Source organism: Nostoc sp. (genome assembly GCF_036919895.1).
In the GTDB taxonomy this organism is placed as follows: domain Bacteria; phylum Cyanobacteriota; class Cyanobacteriia; order Cyanobacteriales; family Nostocaceae; genus Nostoc.
Map to the genome: position 1 here is coordinate 1 of NZ_JBALBW010000076.1, position 23,934 is coordinate 23,934.

Here is a 23,934-nt window from a genome sequence, read left to right on the forward strand (position 1 = left end):
CACTACTATTGATAGTCTGCTGATTTAACCCATACGCGCCAAAATTAACACCTGCTTGCGTTGTCACTTTTTCTGTAGGACGACGAGTGATAATGCTAATCACTCCCCCAATTGCATCGGAACCATAAAGGGTAGAACCACCACCTGGTAATACTTCGACTCTTTCAACGATATTGGTAGTAAATTCTGAAAGGTCAAAACCACCAGAACCCAAGTCGTTAATTGGTCTACCATCAAGCAAAATCAAGACTTGTGCAGAGTTAGAACCCCGGATAAATTGACCGCTTAAAGCGTTTACTTCTGTCCCAACTGTACCATCAGACAAAATACCTGGAAGAAATTTTAGCGCTTCTCTGACAGTTCTAGCACCTTGCGCTTCCATCTCTTCACCAGTAATCACGTAAACCGGACGGGTGGAATCTTTTACTGTCCCCTCACGGCGAAAGGGTGAGTAAACGGGTTCATTCAATAGCTTGTCGATGACTGTTAATTCAATATCTGGCTCTTCTGTGGATGCTGGAGGATTTTGAGCAATTCCTTGTGGTTTGTTTGTTGCTGCTGGAGTCTTTTGAGGTGTGAGTTCTGCAACTGGTTGTAGGTCTTTTGCACTACCTTTGTGTTGAGGAAACTCTGATATTGGTGTAACTTCTGTGGCTGTGATGTTGTGATTACCGCATAGTATCCCCAAAAAGATAGTCAAATTAGACACAACAACTTGAATTTTGCAACTAACAACAAAATTAGTAGACATTTATGATCTAAGCAACCTGTATAACTAAAAATTTGACGAGATTAAAACAAAAAGCCGAGTTTTTTGCAGGGAAAACACACTAAGCAACGCTTAAACACCTGACGACAAAATGCAGGTAATGGTGAAAGTGCTGTTTTCTGTTCCTTTGAAGATTAATGATTTAGGTACTAAGGATTGGGAATTAGGAAATTTTATCCAGTCATCAATTAACAACAACTTATGTTTAATTTTGCCCACTTATTTAGTGGCGGAATCTTTGCTAAAATACCCTTTTTCAAAGGTTCAGGTCGTTCTGACCAAGGCAACAAACCATCAGACTTGGTATAGTATTGACTCGCACATTCCAGTACAGCAGATGCATAGTCATTAACTGGTAAATCCCCAAAGAGATAGGTTGATTTTCCTTCTGCTGCAAAGGCAATGACGCAAGAACGGTTACAAGCACTCATACATTCAACTGCCTGAATGGAGAATTTTTCTCGTAATTCCCAACCTTGTGAGAGTTCCTGAAGCTTCTGTAGAAGTTGTTCGCCTCCACTAATACCAACTCGTTTACCGTTTTGCCACACGCTGGCGCAGGTTGTGCAAACAAATAAAGTATGTTGTTTGTCAAGCATTAATTAATTTTGAAGTGTGTAGGAATAAATCTGAATTGTAGATATCATTCAGCTTTGTCAAAGCTGAAGTCTAGCGTCGCTGACTACCGCAATACATCTATTGCTAATTATTGGTAATAATTAACTAGTCCCTCAGATAATCGGGCTGAGAAAAATTAGGAGGTGTAATTTGTAGCTGAAATCGAGTGTCTATAATCTTGTAGCAAGCCGTAATCTATAGCGAATCTCTGGCTCTTTAAAGAAATGAGACTGAATAATGATAGAAATATTTATACTTTTGCTCATCTGTGCCTCGCAGACGTGTAGAACTGATTAGCCAACTTCGGCGGGCATTCTGACTCTGAGACATGAGTCTCATTACAGCTGCGGGACAGCGCCGGATTTACACCGGACTTTCCCCGTTTCCTCTGATGGATGATCCTCACCAGAACCGATAGTTATGTGCAACATTACCATAGTTACTGTCTGGATGCAAATTTATTCGTTAACAATTTTGAGAAATATTCCAGTTATCAATATCACTCACGCAATACGGAATATATAACAATGTTACTCTTGATACTCGCAAAAGGAATCCCCGACTTCAGTACAGGGGACTTTGCAGACATCGTGGATTTAATAAAGAGCAACTTTCGTTGGGTGTGTTGCGTTCATAACATCCTTGGTGAAGGCTACAAAACAGAGCCTTACATTTTGTTTAATCTACATTCCTTAAGGTAGCTGGGTTAATTTCGGTTGCTCTAAGTATGTATATACCAACTGAGAAACTTGACGAACAAAATCTCTACCTTTGGTGTCATTTCTTAATCCCTTTGGTTGGTCGTGGCAATCAGAATAACTGCCTACCCCGAAGTATTGAGGGGATACACTTTTTTATATAGCTTTGTATCAGTTTTCACCAGACTAAATCAATGCTAAAAATTTACAGGGTGGATAAAATTCCACCCTGTTTTAAATAGATGCAAATCAACTGCCTAACAGTTTATTCTTGATGATCTGGTTTAAGCTTTTGTACTTGATGGTCTAGAAGATCCTATCTTTTTACCCAAGAACAAACTCAACCCAAATACAGACAATCCAAACATCAAACTTGGCTCTGGAATACTTGTATAAGTGACAGTTTGAACACCCGCACTAGTTGAATCATTCAAATCGATAAAACTATCGCGGAAGACATTAAAAGTGCTAGGTGTAAAATACAACCCTAACCCGGCTTGGTTAAAAATTGTTCCCGAAAAGTCGGTGAAAACTGACGCTAGAGGATCATCCGCTTCAGTGTATAATTTTCCACCATAGTTAGCAGAAATCTTTAAACCTTCAGCGATCGTTACTTCTTGATCGTCTGCTGCTGCTTGGTCGAATGAAAAAGTGCCTGTGAGAGTTTTATCGTCGTTAAAAAAATTATAAGTTAGGGCTGCTGCTTGAGCGGGGATAGTCTCGCCTAATGAAAAAATCAAAGCAGTTCCTACCGTTGCAGCTGCTAACTTCTTGAAGATGGAGTCAGTCATTTTTTTCTCTTGATAAAAGAACTGGTGCAAAAATACCACAATAGTTTTATGAGACAGAGACGTGTATTACCACGTCTCTGCAACGTAGTTAGTGTTTAGTGAAGCAGTGGATTCAATTTACGGACTTACCTGCGATCGCACTTTTCATGGCTTGGAAGATATGAGTCTGATCGACTACACCCCGAACACCGGGCGCAGTGTAAGTACCAGAACTATCTGTAAACTCAAGCTTTTGTCCAAAGGATCGAGTCAGAGTTGATGAATAAGCACCTTGGTAGTAAACAGGTACAATCCGACGGCTATGGCTACCCCAAAGGTACTTGTAATTTGGATCGGCTCCCCAGAAGTGACCAGCGTCTTTAGGGTTGTGTTTGTTGAAGGTAATATCCTTAGCGTTATACTTCAAGCCTCTAGCCTGCTTAGGATCGGGGTTAGGAGTCAATTTAGAGGCAAAGTCATCATTCAGAGTCAAGTAGTGGTCATGATCGGCAGTCACAAGAAGTAGGTTCTTACTCCAACCACCATGATTCTCTACCCAAGTAATCACCTGCTGGACTGCCTTATCAAAATCATTCATGGTACCGATTAGGTTATCCATGTTGTTGTCATGAGCAGACCAGTCTACATCACCTCCCTCAACCATCAGCCAAAAACCGTCTTTGTCTTTACCTAGAACCGTTAAAGCTGCTTTAGTCAGATCGGCTAAAGTCGGATTTTCGTTAATCTCTCTGGCGATAAAGCTAGCATCGGTTTCACCGGGAGCTAGAGGACGGACAGTATCAGGTGTGGGGCCAGAAATTGGGTTCCCTGCTGCATCGACAACAGGAACACAATCCCCAGATGTACCAGGAATAATCTGACCTGATGGACAGGGACTTACACTCTTAACAACAGAGCTATAGAGCGAGCCGTTGTTCAGACCTGTTAAACTGTAGTCTCCCTTAGAAGAGCTAGTAGGAAGGTTGCCTTCTTGTCCACGCGCACCGTATAGACCAAATAATTTGTCTCCCTTATTGGGATCGAGTTTAGCAGCCGTGTTTAGCAGTGTCTGAGTTGCATTTGGCCCACGTTCCAAAAAGGTATAGCCATAACGATTGGACGTAGGGTTATTGCTGAGATGTTGATAAGTGTCTTCTGTAATATAAGTATAGTTAAAGACACCCTCTGCGGTACTTGTACTACTTTTATTGTCAAAGTCTTTCGGATGACCGCCACCCAACAAAACATTAGGCTGAAAGTTTAGCAATGTCTGTTGCAGAACACTGTCTTGGTTAGTCTTGGTAGGGTCGTACTTACTATCGTATTTGCTGCGACGATTTACAAAAGAAGCCGCAGCACCAGGCGTTGCATGGCTAATGGGTACAGAAGTAACTAGTCCTGTAGACTTACTATTTTCCTTAGCAATTTCCAGGATGGTTTTTAACTTTTTCTCGTAAATATCTACACCCATCGCGTTGTTAAAGCTCTTTACGCCGGTATAAAGAGTTGTAGCGGTGTTAGCAGAGTCGGGATAACTGTGTTTGATGTACTCTGTGTCATAAGTTCCAGCATTGGCAGGGGTCAGAGGAATCCAAGGAAGAGGGCCGCCTTTGCTAGGGTCGTAACCTGTGAGATTACCATCTGCCAAACTGTTACCATCAAGGCGATCGCCTGGATTAAAAGGAGTAGGCTTAAATGAGAAGTTGGGACGAACAGGGCTTGCACCGGTGAATGTATCAGATCCATCCAGAGCAGAGTTACCTGTTAGGTGGGGCTGACCTGTTGGTTTAGCTGGTGTATTTCCTTGAATTGTTGTGCCGTAAGTAGTCACCAATCCATATCCAGTTAGCTTTTGGAAGCTCAGACCTGAACCTTTACCACTTGTATAAAAAGGAGCGCCTTTGGCAACGGCTGCGGCTCGGGCCATATTCCAGCCCATACCATCGCCAATCATGATAATTACGTTAATTCCATTACCAGCGGCCATCGTCGGCTGAAAAACAGAATTACCAAATACCAGCAGAACGGTACACAGCAAGCCAGCCATAGCAAAGGCTAGCGATCGCTTGTACTTTCGCAAAAGTGAAATCATTGCAATGTGCCTTAAAGTTGTTAGTACTGATAAAAATTTGGTTCTAGGTGAGTAGCACCAAAGTCTGAGTGTGTAGCAGTCACATCTAGCTGAGTAGAGACTGTGGCATGACTTGGTTTAGTAGCTGTTGCTGGTTGTTGATTTGATGTTCCTAAGAACAACAAAACTGCCAAAACCACACCAGATATAAACCAAACTAATGTATGTTTGTACTGTTTGAAGAATGAAATCATTGGGGATTTTTGAATGGAATTCATCATTAGTAAACCTCTGAGTAAATAATCTTTTGCTATGTTTGGACAATTAAAGTTAATGCAAAAAACATAATTTTAAAATCTTAATTTAAGTAATTTTTGGAGAAAGTCGAGTAAAATATTTTGGTTTTATTTTGCTCTGTTAGGAGATAACATTAAAACTAAATCTTGATTAAATAAAGGATGAATTTGCACTAATGAAGGATTTATACAGCTAGTTAGCTGCAAAGTTATTTCAGTAATATGAAAAGTTTTGCAGATGTGATTTTCCAACTTATTGAGTAAGCGATCGTGTTCTTGGATAGTTGCACATTCAACCGTCAAATTGGCACAAAGCATGACTTTGTTTAAGCTAAGTGTCCAAATGTGGAGTTTCTCTACTTGCACAACACCAGGAAAAGATTTAAGAGATATTTCTACCTCAACAGGGTCAATTGATTCTGGTGCATACTCCAAAAAAATCTTTAAACTTTCTTGAATTAAAGGTAAAGCACTTAAACCCGTAAAGATTGCAACTACTAAACTAATAGCAACATCTGCCCACCACCAATCCCAAAGATGAACTGTTAAAGCAGCTATAATTACGCCCACAGAACTAGCGGTATCAGCAATGACGTGAAGCAAAGCCCCACGCAGGTTTAAATCGTTGTGAGTGTGGGGATGAAGCAAAGTAATATTGAGCAGATTGACGATTAAACCTAACACGGCAATCCCTAACATTGGTAAGCCCAAAATGGTTGCTGGATGTTGCCAGCGTTGAATAGCTTCCCATGTGATAAATGTAGCGATCGCCACCAAGCCTAATCCATTCAGCAAAGCTGCTAAAACTTCGATTCGCTGATTTCCAAAGGTTGCTTTTTTCTTAGCTGGTTGCTGTGCTAGAAAACTAGCAAGTAGCGATATCACCAAGGCTGTAATATCCGATAAAATATGTCCTGCATCAGCTTGCAAAGATAAACTTTGACTCCATAGACCAACACTCCATTCAGCAATAAAAAAAATAGCCAGTAACCCTACTGTTATCCACAAACTCCTTGCTTTTTGTTGACTGTTAATTGCTTTTACAGAATCTTCCGTACATCTACACCATTGAAGTGAAAACATGACTCAAAAAACCTTTTTACAGCACAGTATTAGCTTTTAAAATTATACCAACTCTTCTTGTGGTGAATATGTTATTAAGTCGGAATATCAATTTTTAAATGCCATTCTTTAACACCATACATTAAATAATTATTTATCAAATTGCTAATTAATCTCTTATTAAAATATATTTTTGTAAATTCATAAAGATGCAAAAATAATAACAAATATGTCTCTATAAAAAAATTATCGTACTTAATTTAAGAAATGGTAATGCTTTTGTTAAAAATTAGAAATTTAAGCAGATTAATACTTAACATTTCCAGCAATTATCCTGTCAGTAATGTAATTTGTTACTAATTACACAAAAGTTTATTTTTAATCAAAAGTTGCGATTACCTCCAATTTTTTATAGAGAATGATAACCATTATTTATAATCTACTAAGGAACAGTGTAAGTGTCGTATGTGTCCTATCCTGGAGATGGATATATAGTGTTGTGGGTGAGACTGTGTTTTTCAGCGTTGTTATACCGACTTATAATCGTCAACCGATTTTAGAAAAGTGCCTCCGTGCCTTGGAGGTGCAGGAGTTGAGTAAGCCAAGTTCGGTTACTGATTACGAGATTGTCTTGGTGGATGATGGTTCTACTGATGGCACATTGGAGTGGTTAGCAGCACACAAAGACGAGTTTTCCCATGTGCGATGGTTTCAGCAAGATCATGCTGGCCCAGCTGCGGCTCGTAATTTGGGGGTAAAACAGGCGCTGGGAGACACAATTATCTTTATTGATAGTGATTTAGTGGTGCTAGAGAATTTCTTGCAAGCTCATACTGACGCGCTAGTGCAGGGAAAAGAGAAACTGGGGAGCGATCGCTTGTTTACTTACGGTGCAGTTATTAATACTTGTAATTTCCACAACCCAACGGCTGAACCCTATAAAGTAACAGATTTTTCAGCAGCTTTTTTTGCTACCGGAAATGTCGCAATCCCTAAGCATTGGCTAGAGAAAGCCGGACTTTTTGATACCAGTTTTCAACTCTATGGCTGGGAAGATTTAGAATTGGGTGTGCGGCTAAAAAAACTAGGTTTGACACTAATTAAATGTCCAGAAGCTGTAGGATATCATTGGCATCCAGCATTTAATTTAGAGCAAATTCCCCGATTAATTGACCAAGAAATTCAACGCGGACGTATGGGAGTTTTATTTTATCAAAAGCATCCCACATGGGAAGTGCGAATGATGATTCAAATGACTTGGCTGCATCGTTTGCTTTGGGGGATTTTGTCACTAAATGGCGCACTGAATGAACGGACAATGGCTCCGTTATTGCAATGGCTAATTAATTTAGGTAAACCGCAATTAGCTTTAGAAATTGCCCGGATTTTCCTCAACTGGTACAACGTGAAGGGTGTTTATGAAGCCTATGCCGAAATGCAGCAATTATCGTGATTTTAATCGAATTATTACCAATGCCCCCTTGGAAAAGGGGGAAACAAAAAAATCTAGTACAACACGGCGTAAATAACCCACCCATTTAAAATCGCTAGATATCTTACAAAATCAGCGTTCTTTCTTTTTACTTTTGCCTTTTTACTTTTGCCTTTTTACTTTTGCCTTGTTGTACTAGTTCCTTCCCCAATACATACCTATGGTGTACACACAAGTCTTGTCGCAGCCATATCATTAATAAATCTTGCACTACGTTTCTATCCCGCCTCGGAATGAATTCCGAGTCTAATAGCTGAAGTCCACTTAAGTGGACTTCAGCTATTAGCCCTGAACTTTAGTTCAGGGCGGGATGTCGGTAAGTGCGACAGTTTAACTCTGATAAAAATGTGGGTAAAAGAGTTGAAACCTATGTGGACAGCACTTGTGCGTACACCCTAGCCAATACATACGGGAGGGTTAGGGTGGGGTAATTCGAGGACGGATAATCATTCGATAACTTGTGTGTAAGTAAGTTGGTGCGAAAAAAGTCAAGTATATTACGTTTCGTAATATACTTAAAACCCTTACAAATGACAAATGACCGTCTGTGCGTGAAAACAATTATCTTGCTCTAATACCTAGAAATTTGGGACAATAAACCAAAATCCCCACTACCAAGTCAAAACCATGCCTACGACTGGTACAGTCCTGCGTAACCGCTATAAAATTATCAAAATCCTCGGAAGTGGCGGATTTGGCGACACTTATTTAGCAGTAGACCTAGACTTACCTAACCAACCCCAGTGCGTAGTCAAACACCTCAAACCCAATTCTGACCCCGCAGTATTACAAATCGTTAGAAGATTATTTGATAGCGAAGCCCAAGTTTTATACCGCTTAGGTAATGATAGCGACCAGATACCGCGACTATTTGCCCACTTTGAAGAACAAGGCGAATTTTATTTAGTCCAAGAATTTGTAGATGGGGAAGACTTAAGCCATGAAATCATTCCTGGTCAAAAGTTAACAGAAATAGCACTCACCAAACTATTAAAAGAAATCTTAGAAATATTAGCAGTAGTCCACAAAAAAAACATCATTCACCGCGACATCAAGCCCCAAAACTTAATGCGTCGTCGGCAAGACGGTAAAATAGTGCTAATTGACTTTGGTGCAGTCAAAGAAGTAAACACCATGAGGGTGAATCTTCAAGGTCAAACTAGTGTCAGTGTTACCATTGGTAGTCTTGGTTATATGCCAAGCGAACAAGCAGCCGGACAACCAAAGTTAAATAGCGATGTTTATGCGGTGGGGATGTTAGGGATTCAGGCTTTAACGGGGTTACAACCCCACGAACTACCAAAAGACCCGACTGATGGTGAAGTGATTTGGCGCAATTGGGCAAATGTCAGTGAGAAACTGGCAGATGTTTTAAATAAAATGGTGAGTTATCACTTTCGAGATAGATACCTTTCAGCAGTGGAAGCTTTAGAAGCGCTCGAACCGTCAGCGCCACAACAACGACAAGCAACACCAACCATAACAAGACCAACCATACAAACACCAACCATAACAACACCAACCATAACAACACCAACCATACAAACACCACCGCCATCAAAAAAACGAATTTTACCTAACTGGTCACGACGACGTGTAATTAAAACTGTTGGGTTTGCGGGTGCTGGGTTGGGTTTGACAATTCTAGTACCGCGCCTTTGGGAAGCATATTTTGAAGAAGACTTAGGGAATGGTGTCACTCTGGACATGATGCAGATACCAGGGGGAACCTTTACGATGGGTTCACCACTAGGGGAAGCGCAACGACTAAATAATGAAAGTCCACAGCATCAAGTAACAGTTCCTGGGTTCCTCATGGGTAAATATGAAATTACCCAGGCGCAATATCAAGCAATTATGGGTAATAATCCTTCCTACTTCAAAGGTGAAAAACGACCTGTAGAAAACGTAAGTTGGGATGATGCAGTAGAATTTTGTAAAAAATTAAGCCAGGAGACAGGAAAAACTTATAGGCTACCCAGCGAGGCGGAATGGGAATATGCCTGTCGTGCTAGAACCAAGACCCCGTTTTATTTTGGTGAAACGATTACCACAGATTTAGTTAACTACAAAGGTAACTATCCTTACGGCTCTGCACCAAAGGGCGAATATCGTCAACAAACAACAGATGTAGGAAAATTTCCGCCTAACTCTTTCGGTTTATATGATACGTGCGGTAATGTATGGGAATGGTGTCAAGATGTATATAATGACAATTACCAGGGTGCGCCAACAGATGGTACTGCGTCGGTAACTGGTATAGATAATGACGTTCAATTACTGCGTGGCGGTAGTTGGTCTAGCGACGCTGGGGCTTGCCGTTCTGCCCGTCGCGGTTGGTTCGCGCACGCGCATCGTGACGACTCTGTTGGTTTTCGCGTGGTTGCGGAGGCGGTGGCGTGAGTACTCCCCATTGTCAGAGTTGATAAGTGGGAATTTATCGAGCGTATATAGCGTTTCCTAAGCAACTGAGGTACACTCAAATCTTGTTTATCAAGGTTAATAGCTTTTAAAGCGTACCTCACTAGGTCGGGAACCGCTATATAAGGGAGTCCAGATATGAACCAGTGAGGAAGGTGACAACCTCCGAATATAAAACCGAGTCGGATAGCTTGGTAGGTTGCAAAACCGAACACTTGTTCGACTCAATTAATTCATTCTGAAATAAATTTGAAACAAATAGCGTCAAAGTTGCAAAACCGAACACTTGTTCGACTCAATTAATTCTGCGAGATTCCCGACTTTTTAAAAAAGCAAATTGTAGGTTGGGTTTCGTTCCTCAACCCAACATCCTCTAAGATGTTAAGTCAAAATCGCCCCGCCCATCAATCGCTCATACCGATATTTCAACTCTTCTTTCATCAAATACCAACGCTCTAAAGTTACATCCATTTCTATTATTTTCTCGGCTGCTTGCCGCGCTAAAAGTAAAACTTCTTCATCGTCAACCAAACTCGCTAAGGTAAAATCTGGCACTCCAGATTGACGAGTTCCTAATACTTGCCCTGGGCCACGAAAACGCATATCCATCTCTGAGATGAAAAAGCCATCCTGAGATTGTTCCAACACCTTCAGCCGTTGTTGAGCATCAGGACTTCTGGAACTGCTCATCAATAAACAGTAAGATTGAGCCGCGCCACGACCGACACGCCCTCGCAGTTGGTGCAGTTGGGATAAACCAAATCGCTCCGCATTTTCAATGAGCATTACTGTGGCATTTGGTACGTCTACACCCACTTCAACAACTGTAGTAGAAACCAAAATCTGCGTTTGGTTATCACGAAATTTGGTAATAGATTCGTCCTTTTCAGCTGAACTCATGCGGCCATGCAGCAACCCCACTTGAAAGTCGGGAAAAACACTTTCCTGTAGCTTTTGATGCTCCTCCACAGCCGATCGCAAATCTAATTTTTCTGATTCTTCTACCAAAGGCAAAACCACGTAAACTTGTCTACCTTGGGCAATTTCTCGGCGGATCAGGTCGTAAGCATGGTTGCGTTGCTGACCGGATAAGACTGTTGTTTGAATCTTTTGCCGTCCCGGTGGTAGCTCATCAATCTGGCTGACATCTAAATCCCCGTGTATCGTCAGTGCCAGTGTTCGGGGAATCGGGGTAGCTGTCATAGTTAACACATGGGGTTGTTCGCCTTTTTGCTGCAAACGCGCCCGTTGTTCTACCCCGAAACGATGCTGCTCATCTATCACCACTAACCCCAGTTGCTGGAAGCTTACAGAGTCTTGAATTAAGGCATGAGTTCCTACTAAGAGAGGTAATTCACCAGTTCCTAACTGAGAATGAATTTGTCTTCGTTTGGCAGTTTTGGTGGAGCCTGTCAGTAATTCCACTGGTAAATGCAAGAGGTTAAACCAGCTAACTAACTTGCGATAATGTTGTTCAGCTAAAACTTCCGTGGGAGCCATTAACGCCGCTTGATAGCCAGATTGAATTGCTGCAAGGATAGCTAGCACGGCCACGACCGTTTTACCCGAACCGACATCACCTTGCACTAAACGATTCATTGGTGCAGGTTTTTGCAAGTCGTTAAGAATATCATTAAGAACTCGTTGCTGTGCGCCAGTGAGTTGAAAAGGCAGTATTTCGTAGAATTTCTCTACAAGTTGACCTCTTGGGACGAGGATGGCGCTGGTTTGAATAGCCCTTGCTTGCTGCTGACGTTGCAGTAACCCAAGTTGTAGGTAGAAAAATTCATCAAAGACTAGGCGGCGACGGGCAACTTGTAGGGTGGCGCTATCGTCGGGAAAATGGATGTTAGCGATCGCATCTTTCAATTCCATCAAACCATATTTCTGTCGCAAACCACTTGGCAAAGGGTCTTTCATATTAGCCGCAGCAGGTAAAGCAGCAATTACCGCCTGTCGGACTGTATTCGCCACCACGCCTTCAGTCAATCCATAAATTGGCACTACCCGCCCAATATTCAGCGACTCAATGGAATCTCCTGGATTTGCCAAAACCTCTAGTTCTGGATTATCAAGCGTCAAGCCGTATTTACTTTCTTTCACCAACCCACACGCCGCTAAAATACTACCTACTGGATAACGGCGTTTTAAACTTTCTTGCCAAGCGCGACTGCTAAAGCGCGTACCTGCGTAAAAACGACCAATTTTCAGTTGACCGCTATTATCTTTTACAACCAGTTCTAAAATTGATAATTTCTGATTTTTAGGGCTACTAAAGCAGTTACAACGCTTCACTGTAGCCACTATTGTCACTGTCTCACCTGCCTGTAACTCGCGGATATTCACCTGACGCGCATAATCAATGTGGTCACGAGGATAGTAAAAAAGCAAGTCGCGGACAGTGTGTAAACCAAGCCGTGCCAAATTATCAGCTTTTTTAAAGCCTATTTCTGGTAAATCACTGAGTTTTTGCTCAATTTTTGGTGCAAGTCTCCGACTCACCTCAGCAACAATTGGAGATTTTGGATTTTGGATTTTTAATTGATTAATTCTTCCCTGCTCCCCTGCTCCTCTGCTCCCCTGCTTCCCCTGCTTCCCCTGCTCCCCCTGCTCCCCCTCCTCCTCTTGCTGTAGTTGCGAGAGATATCTACGAGTCTCTGCTACTAAATGTTGTCTTTCTTCCAGCGCCAGATGTGGATAACTAGCAAATTGCACCGCTAGTCCTTGCCAACGGCGGCGTTCAGTTTGGGGTAAGCCTGTTGGGAATTTACCCAAAGTTAGGCTCAGAAATTCACTGAAACGGTATTCTCTCCCCATCAAGTCTGTAAAGCCTCGTTCAGCTTCTATTGCCAAGGCTTTCTGCAATCGTATCCAATCTGGTTTTTCATTAATCATCGGTTATTAGGGATGGGGCATTGGGCATTGGGCATGGGGCATTAGTTATTCACAAATGACAAATGACAAATGACAAATGACTAATCCTCAAACCAACTAGCACGCCATGCAGCCTCAGCTTCTGCGATCGCTCTTTCCCGATGTTTCTTTTGATACTCTCGTCCCAGCTTGTTTAGCTGAACTAAAATACTGCGAATTTGTCTGCGTTCAGAGGAGAGTGCCACATCAGCAAATTCAATTTCCCCTAGCCGTAAATTAATAGCCATGATTTGCGTCAGCCCAGAATCTTCAGACTGCTGCTCATTTTCAATTTCAATTACTAAGTTTAATAAGTTTGGTGGCCCTGGCATAGCCTCGGCAGATGCTTCTGATGCCGCCGCAGCCGCGGCCGCTAAAATCGGTTCTGGTAATTTTTTGGGTAATACCCCAGATTTTTGTAATAAAAGATTAGCATCATGGGAAACTTTTTTCAGTATCTCTTGCGTGACCTCTTCTAAGTTCTGTTGCCATTTTGCCAGTTCTATAGGATTAGAGGTATCCGCACTCAGAGGCTGAGAATTTGAGGTGTCCAGAAGTTCAGAAGATGTTACTTCCTTATTCTCCTTATCTTCGTCATCTTCCTTATCTACTCCAGCATCGTCACTTTTAATACAATTGAGCAATTGCTCCCCAGCTACTTGACCTAACTTGCGGATGCCTTGTTGCAATTGTTGGCGCTGATTTAATGACAGATGCAGAAAGTTTTCGGGATACCCCTGTGTACAGAGGTGATAACTCGCCAGAATCAACTGTTTTCGTACAGCTAGCCCCAAGGTATTTAGATAACTAGCATAAGCGTTTTGTAGTTCTAGTGCGATCGCCCGAATCGCTTCTTTTAGTGCTGCAATATCCCGTTCAATTCGCTCGATTGCTCTTGCCATATCTTTTGTTCTTGTCCATGTGAACTATTAAATAGTACAAATGTACAAACTTATTTTATAATAACTTCCCAAAGGTCTTTAGATTTTAAATTAAATGCGATATTTCGCATCTCTACTAAAAAAACACAGGCCAGGCTATTTGCTTGACCTGTCCTTTAACCAGTTAGGAATTATGAAGCTAACTTCCTATTAACTCCTAACTCCTAACTCCTAACTCCTAACTAATATTACATGCTGCCAATTTGTGCAGCGACTTCATCAGCAAAGCTAATCTCTTGTTTCTCAATGCCTTCGCCCAATATATAGCGGACAAAGCGATTAACTTGAATCTCTGAGCCTAATTGCGTCTTCGCTTGCTTCAAGAGGTCTTCCACAGAAATACTCTGATCGCGGATGTAAGGCTGATCGAGCAAAGTCAATTCTTTCAAGCGTTTTTCAATCCGTCCCTGAACAATCTTTTCTTTGATGTTATCTGGCTTGTTCGCCAAATCATCCTTGCCCATTTCAATGTCTTTTTCCTTTTGGGCAACTTCGGCAGGGATTTGGTCTACGCTTACATACTCGACATTTGGACAAGCTGCAACTTGCATTGCGGTGTTCCGTGCCAAGCTTTGAAACTCTGAGTTAGCAGCTGCTGATTCTGTTTGAGAACTCAGTTCTACTAATACACCAACTCGACCGCCAGTGTGAATGTAGCTTTCTACTACACCTTGCGCGCCTTCTGCTAGTGCAAAATTGATAAAGCGACGCACTTGGATATTTTCACCGAGCGTAGCAATAGTTTGCTTGATGAATTCTTCAACAGTCCCGCTTGGATTCTCAGCATATTGTTGAGCTAACAAAGACTCAACACTATCAGCAGTCGCTGCTTGCTTTGCCAGGTTCTTAACTAAAGCTTTAAAAGCGTCGTTACGAGCCACAAAGTCGGTTTGGCAGTTGACTTCGATGAGTACACCTACTCGACCACCAGGTTGAATGTAAGTGTCTACTAGACCTTCTGCCGCAATGCGATCGCTTTTTGCCCCCGCTTTAGAGATGCCCTTTTTCCGTAGCCAGTCTGCGGCTTCTTCTACGTTGCCTTCAGTCTCTATCAGCGCCTTTTTGCAGTCCATCATGCCGGCACCAGTTTTTTGGCGTAGCTCTTGGACGAGTTTTGCAGATATTTCCGCCATGTTGCCTCAATTCCTAACTTGACCTCGAGTTGTAATCACTCACCTAATTTAGTACTGAGTACTGAGTTTTGTTAGCGTAAGCTCGGCGTTTAGCCCGTGCTGAGTTTTGAGTGTTCAGTTATCAATTTTATTCTTCATTGACAAATCACAACTTACAACTTCAAAAATCAAGACTCAGCACTATTCAATTTGCTGAGTCTTTCTATCTTACTCAGGACTTAGCACTCTTCACGGGCTAAACCTTAGCTTTCCGCTAACAGTACTATTCTTCTGTTCCCTCTTCGGGAATTACGGCATCAGTATATTCGGTTTCTTCGTAGTCATCGTCATACTCACCACCGTCGTAATCTTCGTCATACTCTTCAGCCTCCAGCTGACCATGACGACCTTCATAAATGGCATCTGCCAATTTCCCGACTATCAGCTTAATTGATCTGATAGCATCATCGTTTGCTGGAATGGGGATATCTACTACATCGGGGTCACAGTTTGTATCCAGCATAGACACAATAGGAATATTCAGCTTTTGGCATTCTTGAACTGCGTTATATTCCCGCCGTTGGTCTACAATGACCACGATATCGGGTACTTTCCGCATTGTTTTAATGCCGCCCAAGTACTTCTGAAGCTTCGTCATTTCCCGACGTAGCATTGATGCTTCTTTTTTGGGCAATAAATCTAGTGCGCCAGTTTCTTCACGGCGTTCTAAATCTTTCAAACGGTCTACCCGTGTTTTGATGGTTGCCCAGTTGGTCAACATTCCACCCAACCAGCGTTGGTTAATGTAGTGGGAACCACAACGGCTAGCTTCTTGAGCAATGATTCCAGCTGCTTGGCGCTTAGTGCCGACGAAAAGAAATTTCTTCCCTTGTTCTGCGTGCGATCGCATGTAGTTGTAAGCATTATCCATCAACTGGGCAGTTTGCACCAAGTCGATAATATGCACACCATTGCGGGAAGTATAAATGTAAGGAGACATTTTTGGGTTCCAACGCCGGGTCTGATGCCCAAAGTGAACCCCCGACTCCATCATTTGAGCCAATGAAACTACTGGCATATATTTTTTTACTCCGATTCGGGTTAAACCTCCATCCAAGTGCATTTCCCAACTGGGAAACACCCGAATTCTCAGATGTGCGAGATTAGTTAACCATACTAGGTTAGCACATTCGCAAGAGTTGTTGTTTGGTAAAGACGACAAAATAGCGCTGCCCACTCAACAATAGTCAGCGCTATGCTTGTATTGAACTCAAAATTACGAATTACGAATTACAAATCGCGGTCTTCTTGATCCTTTGACTTAGGTTTTTGCCGCCGTTGTTCTACCTGGTCGTCAATAGTTTCTCTCATTTTGCGATCGGCAGCGTCCATCGCAGAATACTTAAAGCGGTTGAGTATGCCACTGAACAAGTTGCCAAAGAATCTTTCGATTTCTTGCATAATTTTATACCTCAGTATTTAAAGGCAAATTCTTGACTCTACATTGGTCTTGGACTTTCTAGTGGAAGTTGGAAATAAAATTCTAACTTTTGACCAATGGCTGTATAAAACAGTCTCATTAATCAAATCAGTACTGTTGAGATTTCCGAGATTGAAACGCGGTAGACACCAATCATTCTATTCTGTCCGAGGTAATAAATGTGGCAAATTGGACTTTGGACAAAAATCAACAATCATTTCTGAAATTGGTATCACCTATCCTCCATAATCTGTGCCTGCCACTTTCCCTCGAAACACAATGTAATTGTAGATGTTGTAAAACAACATAATTGGAATCAGAAATCCAATGAAGATAATCATGAAGACTAATGCACTAGGTGCTGCCGCTGCCTGATAAATGGTGATTCCTGGGGGAATGATATAGGGAAAAACAACTAATCCTAACCCCACAAAAGTAAGTAGGAAAAGCAGCACTGTCCAAACGAGGGGAGTAGTTTCTTCTTTACGGTTCAGACTTCTAATCAATAGCCCAATCAGTAGCACACCTAGCACTGGAATGACTGAAAATAGATACACTTCTGGCTGGTGAAATAACTTTGCCCTGGCATTTTCATACACAACAGGGGTGGCAATGGTGATTAAGATTGCACCTAAAAGCGTTGTCCAGGCAGCGAGTTTTGCTGTGCGGTAATGGGAGGTTTGGAGTTCTCCTTCGGTTTTTAGAATGAGATAGGTTGAGCCAATCAATACATAACCCTGGATTAATGTCAAGGAAACTAAGAGCGATCGCCAATCCAGCCAGTCCCACATAGTGCCGGTAAAGTGACCCGACTCATCCACCGTAATGCCTTCCAAAATGCTACCCAAGGCAAATCCTTGAAACAGCGCTGCCATGAAGCTACCAACTCCAAAAGCCACATTCCAAAACAGTTTGTTTGTAGAATGCTCTCGAAACTCAAAGGCCACAGCCCGAAAAATCAAGCCAAATATCATCCCAAAAATGGGAATGTAGAGGGCATTCAAAATAGTGCCATAAGCGAGAGGAAATGCCCCAAACAATGCACCCCCCATCAACACCAACCAAGTTTCATTTGCATCCCAAATATTACCTAAACTCGTCATTAAGATGTCGCGTCGGTCGTCATTGGAACTGGTTAGAGACAGGATACCTACGCCTAGATCAAACCCGTCTAACATGACGTAGAGAAATAAAAACAGAGCCAAGATGACAAACCAGACTTGCGCTAAAAAATGTTCTAGATTCTCCATACAATTACCTATTGATTTACCATAATCAGCACGCACCACTCACTACTTAGCACTCTTCATTGCGAATTGCGAATTGCTAATTGGTTTCATTGCTCTGCTTCAACAGGACGTTGATCTGGAACAAATTCAGCCGGAGTAGTTTCTACAGATGGTTGGGTATCAATACCTGGAACTGGAAGCTCCAGATTGGGGCCTTGACGAATGATTCGACTACCAAAAAATAAGGCACAAATAAACAGGACTGTATAAATTCCAGCAAAAATCACCAGAGATGTTAAGACTTCACTAGCAGGTAGGTGAGAAACTCCATCTGCGGTGCGAATTTGCCCGTAAAGCACCCAGGGTTGCCGCCCAACACAGCGCACAATCCAGCCCGATTCGACGGCGATGTAGCCCAGTGGAGCCGCCAAAATCCAGATTCGCAGTAGCCATTTCTGTTGGGCGATCGCCTCTGATGAGAGTTTACCCCGCAACCACTGAATCACACTGAGTCCCATCAATCCAGCTAAGAAAAAGCCGATACCACTCATGATGCGGAAGGCGTAATAAATCAAACCCACCATCCGGGGGCGATCTTCAGGCTTCCAATGCTTCAGTCCAAGAACGGGTTTAGACAGGTTCTTTTTGAATTCTAAAATGTAGCCTAAGCCGTTGGGAATTGAGATTTCCCAGTCGTTTTGCTCGGTCTTGTTATTGGGCAATGCCACCACACTCCAGGGCGCGGGCTGTCCGGCTGGACTAGTTTCCCACTTGGCTTCCATTGCCGCGAGTTTGGTAGGCTGATAATCGGCTACCTGCTCGGCGCTGAGGTGTCCGATATAGATTTGTAATGGGGTTACAGCGATCGCAGTTGCTAAGACAATTTTCAGCGATCGCGCAAAGAAAGCCTCATGACGGTGGTTGAGAATATACCAAGCGCTAATTCCCCCAATCACAAACAGAGAAGTTTCCAGCGTCGCCAAAAACATGTGGGAGACACTGTTGAGCATGAAGGGATTTAAGATTGCCTGAAAGTAATCATCGACAACAAACTTCCCATTCACCATTTCTCCACCGGCTGGAGTCTGTAACCAGGAATTTGCGGCCAAAATCCAGAAGGTAGATAGGTTTGCGCCAAAGGCAACCATAATTGTGGCGAAATAGTGAATCACTGGGTTGACTCGCTCCCAACCAAACAGCATAATACCCAGAAATCCGGCTTCTAGCATGAATGCCATCGAAGCCTCAAAGCCTAAAATGCTGCCAAAAAAGTCACCTACCGCTTCAGAAAATGGTGCCCAGTTCGTACCAAATTGAAACTCCATTGGCAAACCGGATGCTACACCAATGCCAAAGTTCAAGACATATAACTTTGCCCAGAAACGAGCATGATGGTAGTAATCGGGATTGCGTGTTTTTAGCCACATTCCTTCAACGATGACCAGATAAATGCCCATCCCAGTGGTGAGAACGGGCCATAGCATGTGAAATATCGCCGTCAGTGCAAACTGCATCCGCGATAGGGCAACAGTGTTCGATAGAAAATCCATGAACTAACCTCTGAATTCTTTTACATCTTGACTTGCACAGCATCTTTGGGTCATAGCCAAATGTCAACGGAACATTTCTACCCTTCTCCTGAAGTCGCCGATGCGCGTAGCTTGCTTAAATTAAAATCTCGTAATCCCTTATTCGTTGTAATACAAAAAGGCGGGAGTTATGGCTCAAACAACCTACCATATCAATGATTTATCTGGATATTATTTAAATTTTTATAGATTTTTTAGTTTGACTAAATGTCATAGCAAAGAATTACAACCTGTCTTTTGACATTAGTAACAATTTATAACCTTGAAGAAGAATTCAGCTATTCTGTTTTGATAAATCGTCGCCAATTTAAATGTCAAAGAAAAAACGTAGCTGTCCAAAAAAAATCTGCATATTACTGAATAGTAAGTAGTCGGACAAAAATATTTACAGTCATTGCGAGCGAACGCGAACAGCGTCTTGTAGATTTGCAATCCCAGCCGCAAGCGAATTGCTACCCCTGCGGGTTCTCCGAAGGAGTACATTCCGCTTCTCTCCATTCGCAATGACATTGTGTAATTAATTCTGTCTGACTACTTATCAGGGTCTACATTGAGCGATCGCAACCTTGCCTTTAACTGTTCTATCTGCAATTCTGCCTGTTCTGCTCGTTGACGTTCTTGTTCTGCTCGTTGACGTTCTTGTTCTGCAAGTACTTCTGCTTGCTCCCTTGCTAAAACTTCCTGCCGTAAAACCTGTGCCAGTTCATCAGGGATGAGTAATTTTTCCCCTGTATCTTCTCGATAAAATCCAATTAACCTTCCCTCAATCACCAAGCGCAGTTGTAGCGGTTCACTGCGTCCATCTTGTATGGGTTCGTAGATTTCTCCCCGCAGCCTATAGCCACGTAACTGTTGTTCTACCCACTCACCTTTAGGGTCAAATAGCCAGTATTCTTTGACACCTAGCTGCTCATAGAGGGTCTTTTTGAAGATTTCGTCTTGTCCTTTAGTACCAAAGGATGTCATTTCAAAAATAACTGTGGGTACTTGACCCTCTTCCCAGATTTTATAGTTGTCTCGACCACCAGGTGCAACATCAAAAATCACCATTACATCTGGGGCTACCCGCAATTTGGGAAAGCCTTGTGCATAATAAAGAAATTGATTTCCTAATACTGTTGCCTGACGATCTGCCAGATACTGTTTTAGGACTTCCAGAGTAGTTAGCAAGGCATAAAGATGATCGTAGGTTTCTGCCACTGGTTGACCATCAGCACTGGGATAGAAGATTTCTGATTCGATACCAACAGGTAAAGTAGCCGTCATAATTGTAAAATCAGCGCTACGAGATTATTGTAGAGCAAGTTTGGCTCTCCCTAACTTGGGATGTACAAGCTTTTCAAAATATAACTAGATAACTCACAAAATCCTTCACCTTCAGCAGCATTAGTAATATAAGCAGGGTGATATTTTAACTGATTTATATATTCCAGTACGTTTGCAACGCCTACAGAAACAGGAAAATAACGCCGATTAAATAAACTTTCATCATTGGGACTATCGCCTACAGTAACAATTTGTTCTGGTGAGTACTGAGGCAAATATTCGCGCAATACTTGCAACAATCCCACAGCTTTGTCTTGTCCTTGGGGTTTAATGTGACACTGCACGTTGCTATAGGTAAATCCCCAACCCATTTGTTGACAGAGATTATCTAGGGTTTGTAGTTCATCTTGACTCAAACCAGCTACATCAAAAGTCCAGTCGGTGATGCGAAAGCGATTATCAGCAGATTCTTGAATTTGAGGAAATTTAGTTTGTAAATTCTCAAAAGTTGTAGCCAAGTGCTGGCGATGTTTAACTAAATCGGGAACGGGTGTTAAAACTACTGGTTCCAGGTTTTCAGGTGGAAAGTACAAACCGCCATTTTCTGCGATCGCACCTGCCACTGGCATAATCGCACTCAATCCACTCACCCACCCAGCAGAACGCCCTGTAACAATCAGCACCTTAATGTCAACTGCCGCTAAATCCTCTAAAGCTTGTAGCAGTGGGGTAGTAAATTTCCCTCGTCTAGTTAGCGTGCCATCCATATCTGTAGCTATCAGACGAATATTGCTAAAGCTTGTAGATGAAACCTCAGACAGGGCAGGAATGCTCAAATGTCTGGACATACGGGGTTTTGTAAAAAGCTGTTAAAAATGTTAATCATACAGCAAGATGGCATTGAAGATTTGGGCATCCTAAACATCAGGAGTCAAGTTTTTCAGTTTCCAACCATGCTCACTTCGATGTTTCTTGCCCAATCCCCGCCAAAGCCTAAAAAAGCAACCCATGAAGTGCCAGCAAGTAATCCTCAAATACCACCATTATTGTTGGTAACTTCTGGAGGACTGGCTTTCGCGGTGATTGCTTTAATTGTCTATAGTAAGCTCCAGAAGGATAAGCTGGAGAAAAAACTTAAGTTCGAACAATTCCGGACGCGAGAATTAGAAAAAAAGTTTAAGCTCGCGCTAGAAACGATTCGCAAAATGGAAACTAATCCCGATTTGGTCAACTCACGGGACTTTAACCTAGATTATCTGCGAATGCGGATGTCAGAGGAGGTGTTTCATTTTGCAATCCTTAATCAGATAAAGATTGAGATCAAAGATAAAGTTACTCAAGCTCTGCGTCCAAATCAAGCCCAACAAGGAGCAGTCGGAATTGCTAATAGCTCTGGACGGCAAGTAGATGAAACTTTTGATGTAGAGTATGAAACTGGGAGTCCAGGGAACTCTGCTAAACGAGTGCTGTTTCGCATTCAAGTCCGCTTAATGAAGTTACCGACACAAGCGACTTCTGCGACTATTAGTCAAATTATTGACTGTATAGAAACTTATCTAAGTCCCATAGAAGATGAAGATAGTTGGCAACCAACACTTCAGGGTCGGATTGCTACTATGCATTGGGATCAAAAGGCTAAACCCACGCCTCTACTGGTTCTGGAGCAATCGAATGAAGGCGTGAATGTGACTTTTCGTACTAGTCGCCAACCAAATTCCCCAACTCCGCCAAACCAACCTGGAATCAAAAAATCAGGCTCGGCTAGACAATAAGTTATGGCTTTAAGTAGGTAGACATAATTCAATGTAATACCATCTCATCTAAACCCTGTTAAGTATAGATTAGGATTGACACGCTGTACAAAATGACTTTCATGTACATAACTAAATTCCTTATTTCAGGCTATCGATCGCTACCTTTAAATCACTAGCCTAGACCTAGCCCCTCGTAGGCATCGCTGGATTATAGTGAAAAAATCAAACTTGAATGCCTGAAAATCTATACTTAATATCAAGAAATTTATTGCTTAATACTGAGAGAGTGACGAGAGTAAAGTTATTATTTACACTTGTAATTTTTTAGCAGAATATAGCAAAAAGCAGAAACTATCTTTATTGATGAAGGGAAAACTTGAAATGCCTAACTCAAAAAGAATAGTTTAGCCGCATAAAGCAATGTCTATAACGGGCTATGCCTACACATGTTTATTTGTTCACAATTATTCATTTTTAGATTTTAATTTCACGACATGAATAGTTTTATTAAGCAGTAATACTCACTGAGTTATTTACAATTCTTGACAATGAATTTTCCTAGTAAAGTTTATTGTCTTTTCAATTAGACAGCGCCCATCAACTGTTAGTCTTTTAATTAATGAAAGTCAGGCTTGAGCCTACTTAAATATATACGTCATATACGTCTCAACTGCTTAACAAAGCTTAAAAATTGGATAATTAGCGTTAATTTTATAGCGATTAGCTTAGTTCTTTAGGAATCTCCAAGAGTTTATATTCACCAAGTACACAACTTCCACAAATCGAACTCCGAAACCCGATGATGAATCATTACTCACTTCAATGGATTGAGGCATGGTGCCAAGAAAATGGCTGGACAGATTTATTTGTCGAGCGACGTAACAACTTCTGGGCTTTCCCTCCGGGTGGGGTAATGCCAGAACCAATCCCAATTACTGTTCTCAGAGTGATTAAAGCTGAGAAGGGATTGACTTTTGAAGAACGATTGTGGTCGATGTCCGCAGTCATTGGTACAATCCTAGCTGTTCTTTTTACCTTTTGGTTTCAGTCGCCGATGCCATTAGTTTTAGCTTTTGCTTTTAACGCCGTTACAGTGGCTCAATTTGAACTTGAAGATGCCTAAATCTTTATTTTGGGCTTTGCTATTAAAACTGCTCTTGTGTACTTTCAGCAAGAGCAGTTTTTAATTTCAGATGAAGAAACCCAATCACCACGTATCGATGATTTATCGTAAAAAAAAACAAAGCGGAGTACCCAAGCAGGAACAGAGAGAGTCCTGAATTTAAGATTAGATGCGATCGCAGATTCTCACAGTAAGCTGTTACGCAGCTTATTTGTATAATATAAAATTAAGTGTTTAGCTATGAACAGGGACATATGCCAGCAAAAAACCATCTATCTCAAGAGCAGAAAGAAAGACTACTAAAAACTCTAAGAGAGCATGAAAATCCCT

General features: G+C 41.9%; 19 protein-coding genes and 1 riboswitch. Of the genes, 4 read left to right on the plus strand and 15 right to left on the minus strand.

Translation table 11 applies throughout. The features are described 5' to 3' along the window. The 6 genes from V7K55_RS14840 to V7K55_RS14865 all read right to left on the minus strand — a co-directional run. Positions 1–751 (minus strand): TonB-dependent receptor (locus V7K55_RS14840; protein WP_334832532.1); only part of this gene is annotated, 751 nt, incomplete at its 3' end. A 206-nt stretch (positions 752–957) separates the two neighbouring features. Then, positions 958–1,368: a DUF1636 domain-containing protein gene (locus V7K55_RS14845; RefSeq protein ID WP_334832533.1), complete on the minus strand. Its 411-nt coding sequence runs from the start codon at positions 1,366–1,368 to the stop codon at positions 958–960. Positions 1,369–1,675: 307 nt separating this feature from the next. Next, positions 1,676–1,819: riboswitch (cobalamin riboswitch) on the minus strand. 550 nt (positions 1,820–2,369) lie between these two features. After that, the gene (locus tag V7K55_RS14850; RefSeq protein ID WP_334832535.1) at positions 2,370–2,876 is read right to left on the minus strand and encodes a PEP-CTERM sorting domain-containing protein; all 507 of its coding nucleotides are present in this window, start codon (positions 2,874–2,876) and stop codon (positions 2,370–2,372) included. 112 nt (positions 2,877–2,988) lie between these two features. Beyond that, on the minus strand, positions 2,989–4,947 hold the full coding sequence (locus tag V7K55_RS14855; RefSeq protein ID WP_334832537.1) for an alkaline phosphatase: 1,959 nt from the start codon (positions 4,945–4,947) through the stop codon (positions 2,989–2,991). 20 nt (positions 4,948–4,967) lie between these two features. After that, positions 4,968–5,207 (minus strand): hypothetical protein, encoded by a 240-nt coding sequence (locus tag V7K55_RS14860; RefSeq protein ID WP_334832539.1) that lies wholly within the window; start codon positions 5,205–5,207, stop codon positions 4,968–4,970. 123 nt (positions 5,208–5,330) lie between these two features. Next, a complete protein-coding gene (locus V7K55_RS14865) occupies positions 5,331–6,305 on the minus strand; it encodes a cation diffusion facilitator family transporter (RefSeq protein ID WP_334832541.1) in 975 nt (324 codons plus the stop codon). 478 nt (positions 6,306–6,783) lie between these two features. Here V7K55_RS14865 and V7K55_RS14870 point away from each other — a divergent pair, with 478 nt between their 5' ends. Next, positions 6,784–7,737: a glycosyltransferase family 2 protein gene (locus V7K55_RS14870; RefSeq protein WP_334832543.1), complete on the plus strand. Its 954-nt coding sequence runs from the start codon at positions 6,784–6,786 to the stop codon at positions 7,735–7,737. A gap of 666 nt (positions 7,738–8,403) precedes the next feature. Continuing rightward, the gene (locus V7K55_RS14875) at positions 8,404–10,179 is read left to right on the plus strand and encodes a bifunctional serine/threonine-protein kinase/formylglycine-generating enzyme family protein (RefSeq protein ID WP_334832545.1); all 1,776 of its coding nucleotides are present in this window, start codon (positions 8,404–8,406) and stop codon (positions 10,177–10,179) included. A gap of 399 nt (positions 10,180–10,578) precedes the next feature. On the opposite strand, the gene recG is transcribed toward V7K55_RS14875, so the two are convergent. The 9 genes from recG to V7K55_RS14920 all read right to left on the minus strand — a co-directional run bounded on the left by recG (position 10,579) and on the right by V7K55_RS14920 (position 21,575). Beyond that, the gene (recG, locus tag V7K55_RS14880; RefSeq protein WP_334832547.1) at positions 10,579–13,092 is read right to left on the minus strand and encodes an ATP-dependent DNA helicase RecG; all 2,514 of its coding nucleotides are present in this window, start codon (positions 13,090–13,092) and stop codon (positions 10,579–10,581) included. 80 nt (positions 13,093–13,172) lie between these two features. Then, complete coding sequence (locus V7K55_RS14885) at positions 13,173–14,012, minus strand: hypothetical protein (RefSeq protein WP_334832549.1); 840 nt, start codon at positions 14,010–14,012, stop codon at positions 13,173–13,175. Between the two features lie 227 nt (positions 14,013–14,239). Continuing rightward, entirely contained in the window at positions 14,240–15,184 is a 945-nt protein-coding gene (tsf, locus tag V7K55_RS14890) for a translation elongation factor Ts (RefSeq protein ID WP_334832551.1), read from the minus strand. 262 nt (positions 15,185–15,446) lie between these two features. Beyond that, on the minus strand, positions 15,447–16,241 hold the full coding sequence (gene rpsB, locus V7K55_RS14895) for a 30S ribosomal protein S2 (protein ID WP_334832553.1): 795 nt from the start codon (positions 16,239–16,241) through the stop codon (positions 15,447–15,449). Between the two features lie 212 nt (positions 16,242–16,453). After that, entirely contained in the window at positions 16,454–16,624 is a 171-nt protein-coding gene (locus tag V7K55_RS14900) for a hypothetical protein (RefSeq protein ID WP_334832555.1), read from the minus strand. Between the two features lie 255 nt (positions 16,625–16,879). Then, on the minus strand, positions 16,880–17,893 hold the full coding sequence (cydB, locus tag V7K55_RS14905; protein WP_334832557.1) for a cytochrome d ubiquinol oxidase subunit II: 1,014 nt from the start codon (positions 17,891–17,893) through the stop codon (positions 16,880–16,882). 86 nt (positions 17,894–17,979) lie between these two features. Further along, on the minus strand, positions 17,980–19,422 hold the full coding sequence (locus tag V7K55_RS14910) for a cytochrome ubiquinol oxidase subunit I (protein ID WP_334832559.1): 1,443 nt from the start codon (positions 19,420–19,422) through the stop codon (positions 17,980–17,982). A gap of 570 nt (positions 19,423–19,992) precedes the next feature. Further along, positions 19,993–20,727 (minus strand): Uma2 family endonuclease, encoded by a 735-nt coding sequence (locus tag V7K55_RS14915; RefSeq protein WP_334832561.1) that lies wholly within the window; start codon positions 20,725–20,727, stop codon positions 19,993–19,995. 50 nt (positions 20,728–20,777) lie between these two features. Further along, positions 20,778–21,575: an HAD family hydrolase gene (locus tag V7K55_RS14920; RefSeq protein WP_334832563.1), complete on the minus strand. Its 798-nt coding sequence runs from the start codon at positions 21,573–21,575 to the stop codon at positions 20,778–20,780. A 105-nt stretch (positions 21,576–21,680) separates the two neighbouring features. Between V7K55_RS14920 and V7K55_RS14925 the strand changes: the two genes are divergently transcribed. Together V7K55_RS14925 and V7K55_RS14930 are read left to right on the plus strand one after the other, a co-directional pair. After that, positions 21,681–22,499, plus strand: coding sequence for a hypothetical protein (locus V7K55_RS14925; RefSeq protein ID WP_334832567.1), 819 nt, complete (start codon positions 21,681–21,683; stop codon positions 22,497–22,499). 781 nt (positions 22,500–23,280) lie between these two features. Beyond that, entirely contained in the window at positions 23,281–23,604 is a 324-nt protein-coding gene (locus tag V7K55_RS14930; RefSeq protein ID WP_334832565.1) for a hypothetical protein, read from the plus strand. Positions 23,605–23,934 lie beyond the last annotated feature (330 nt).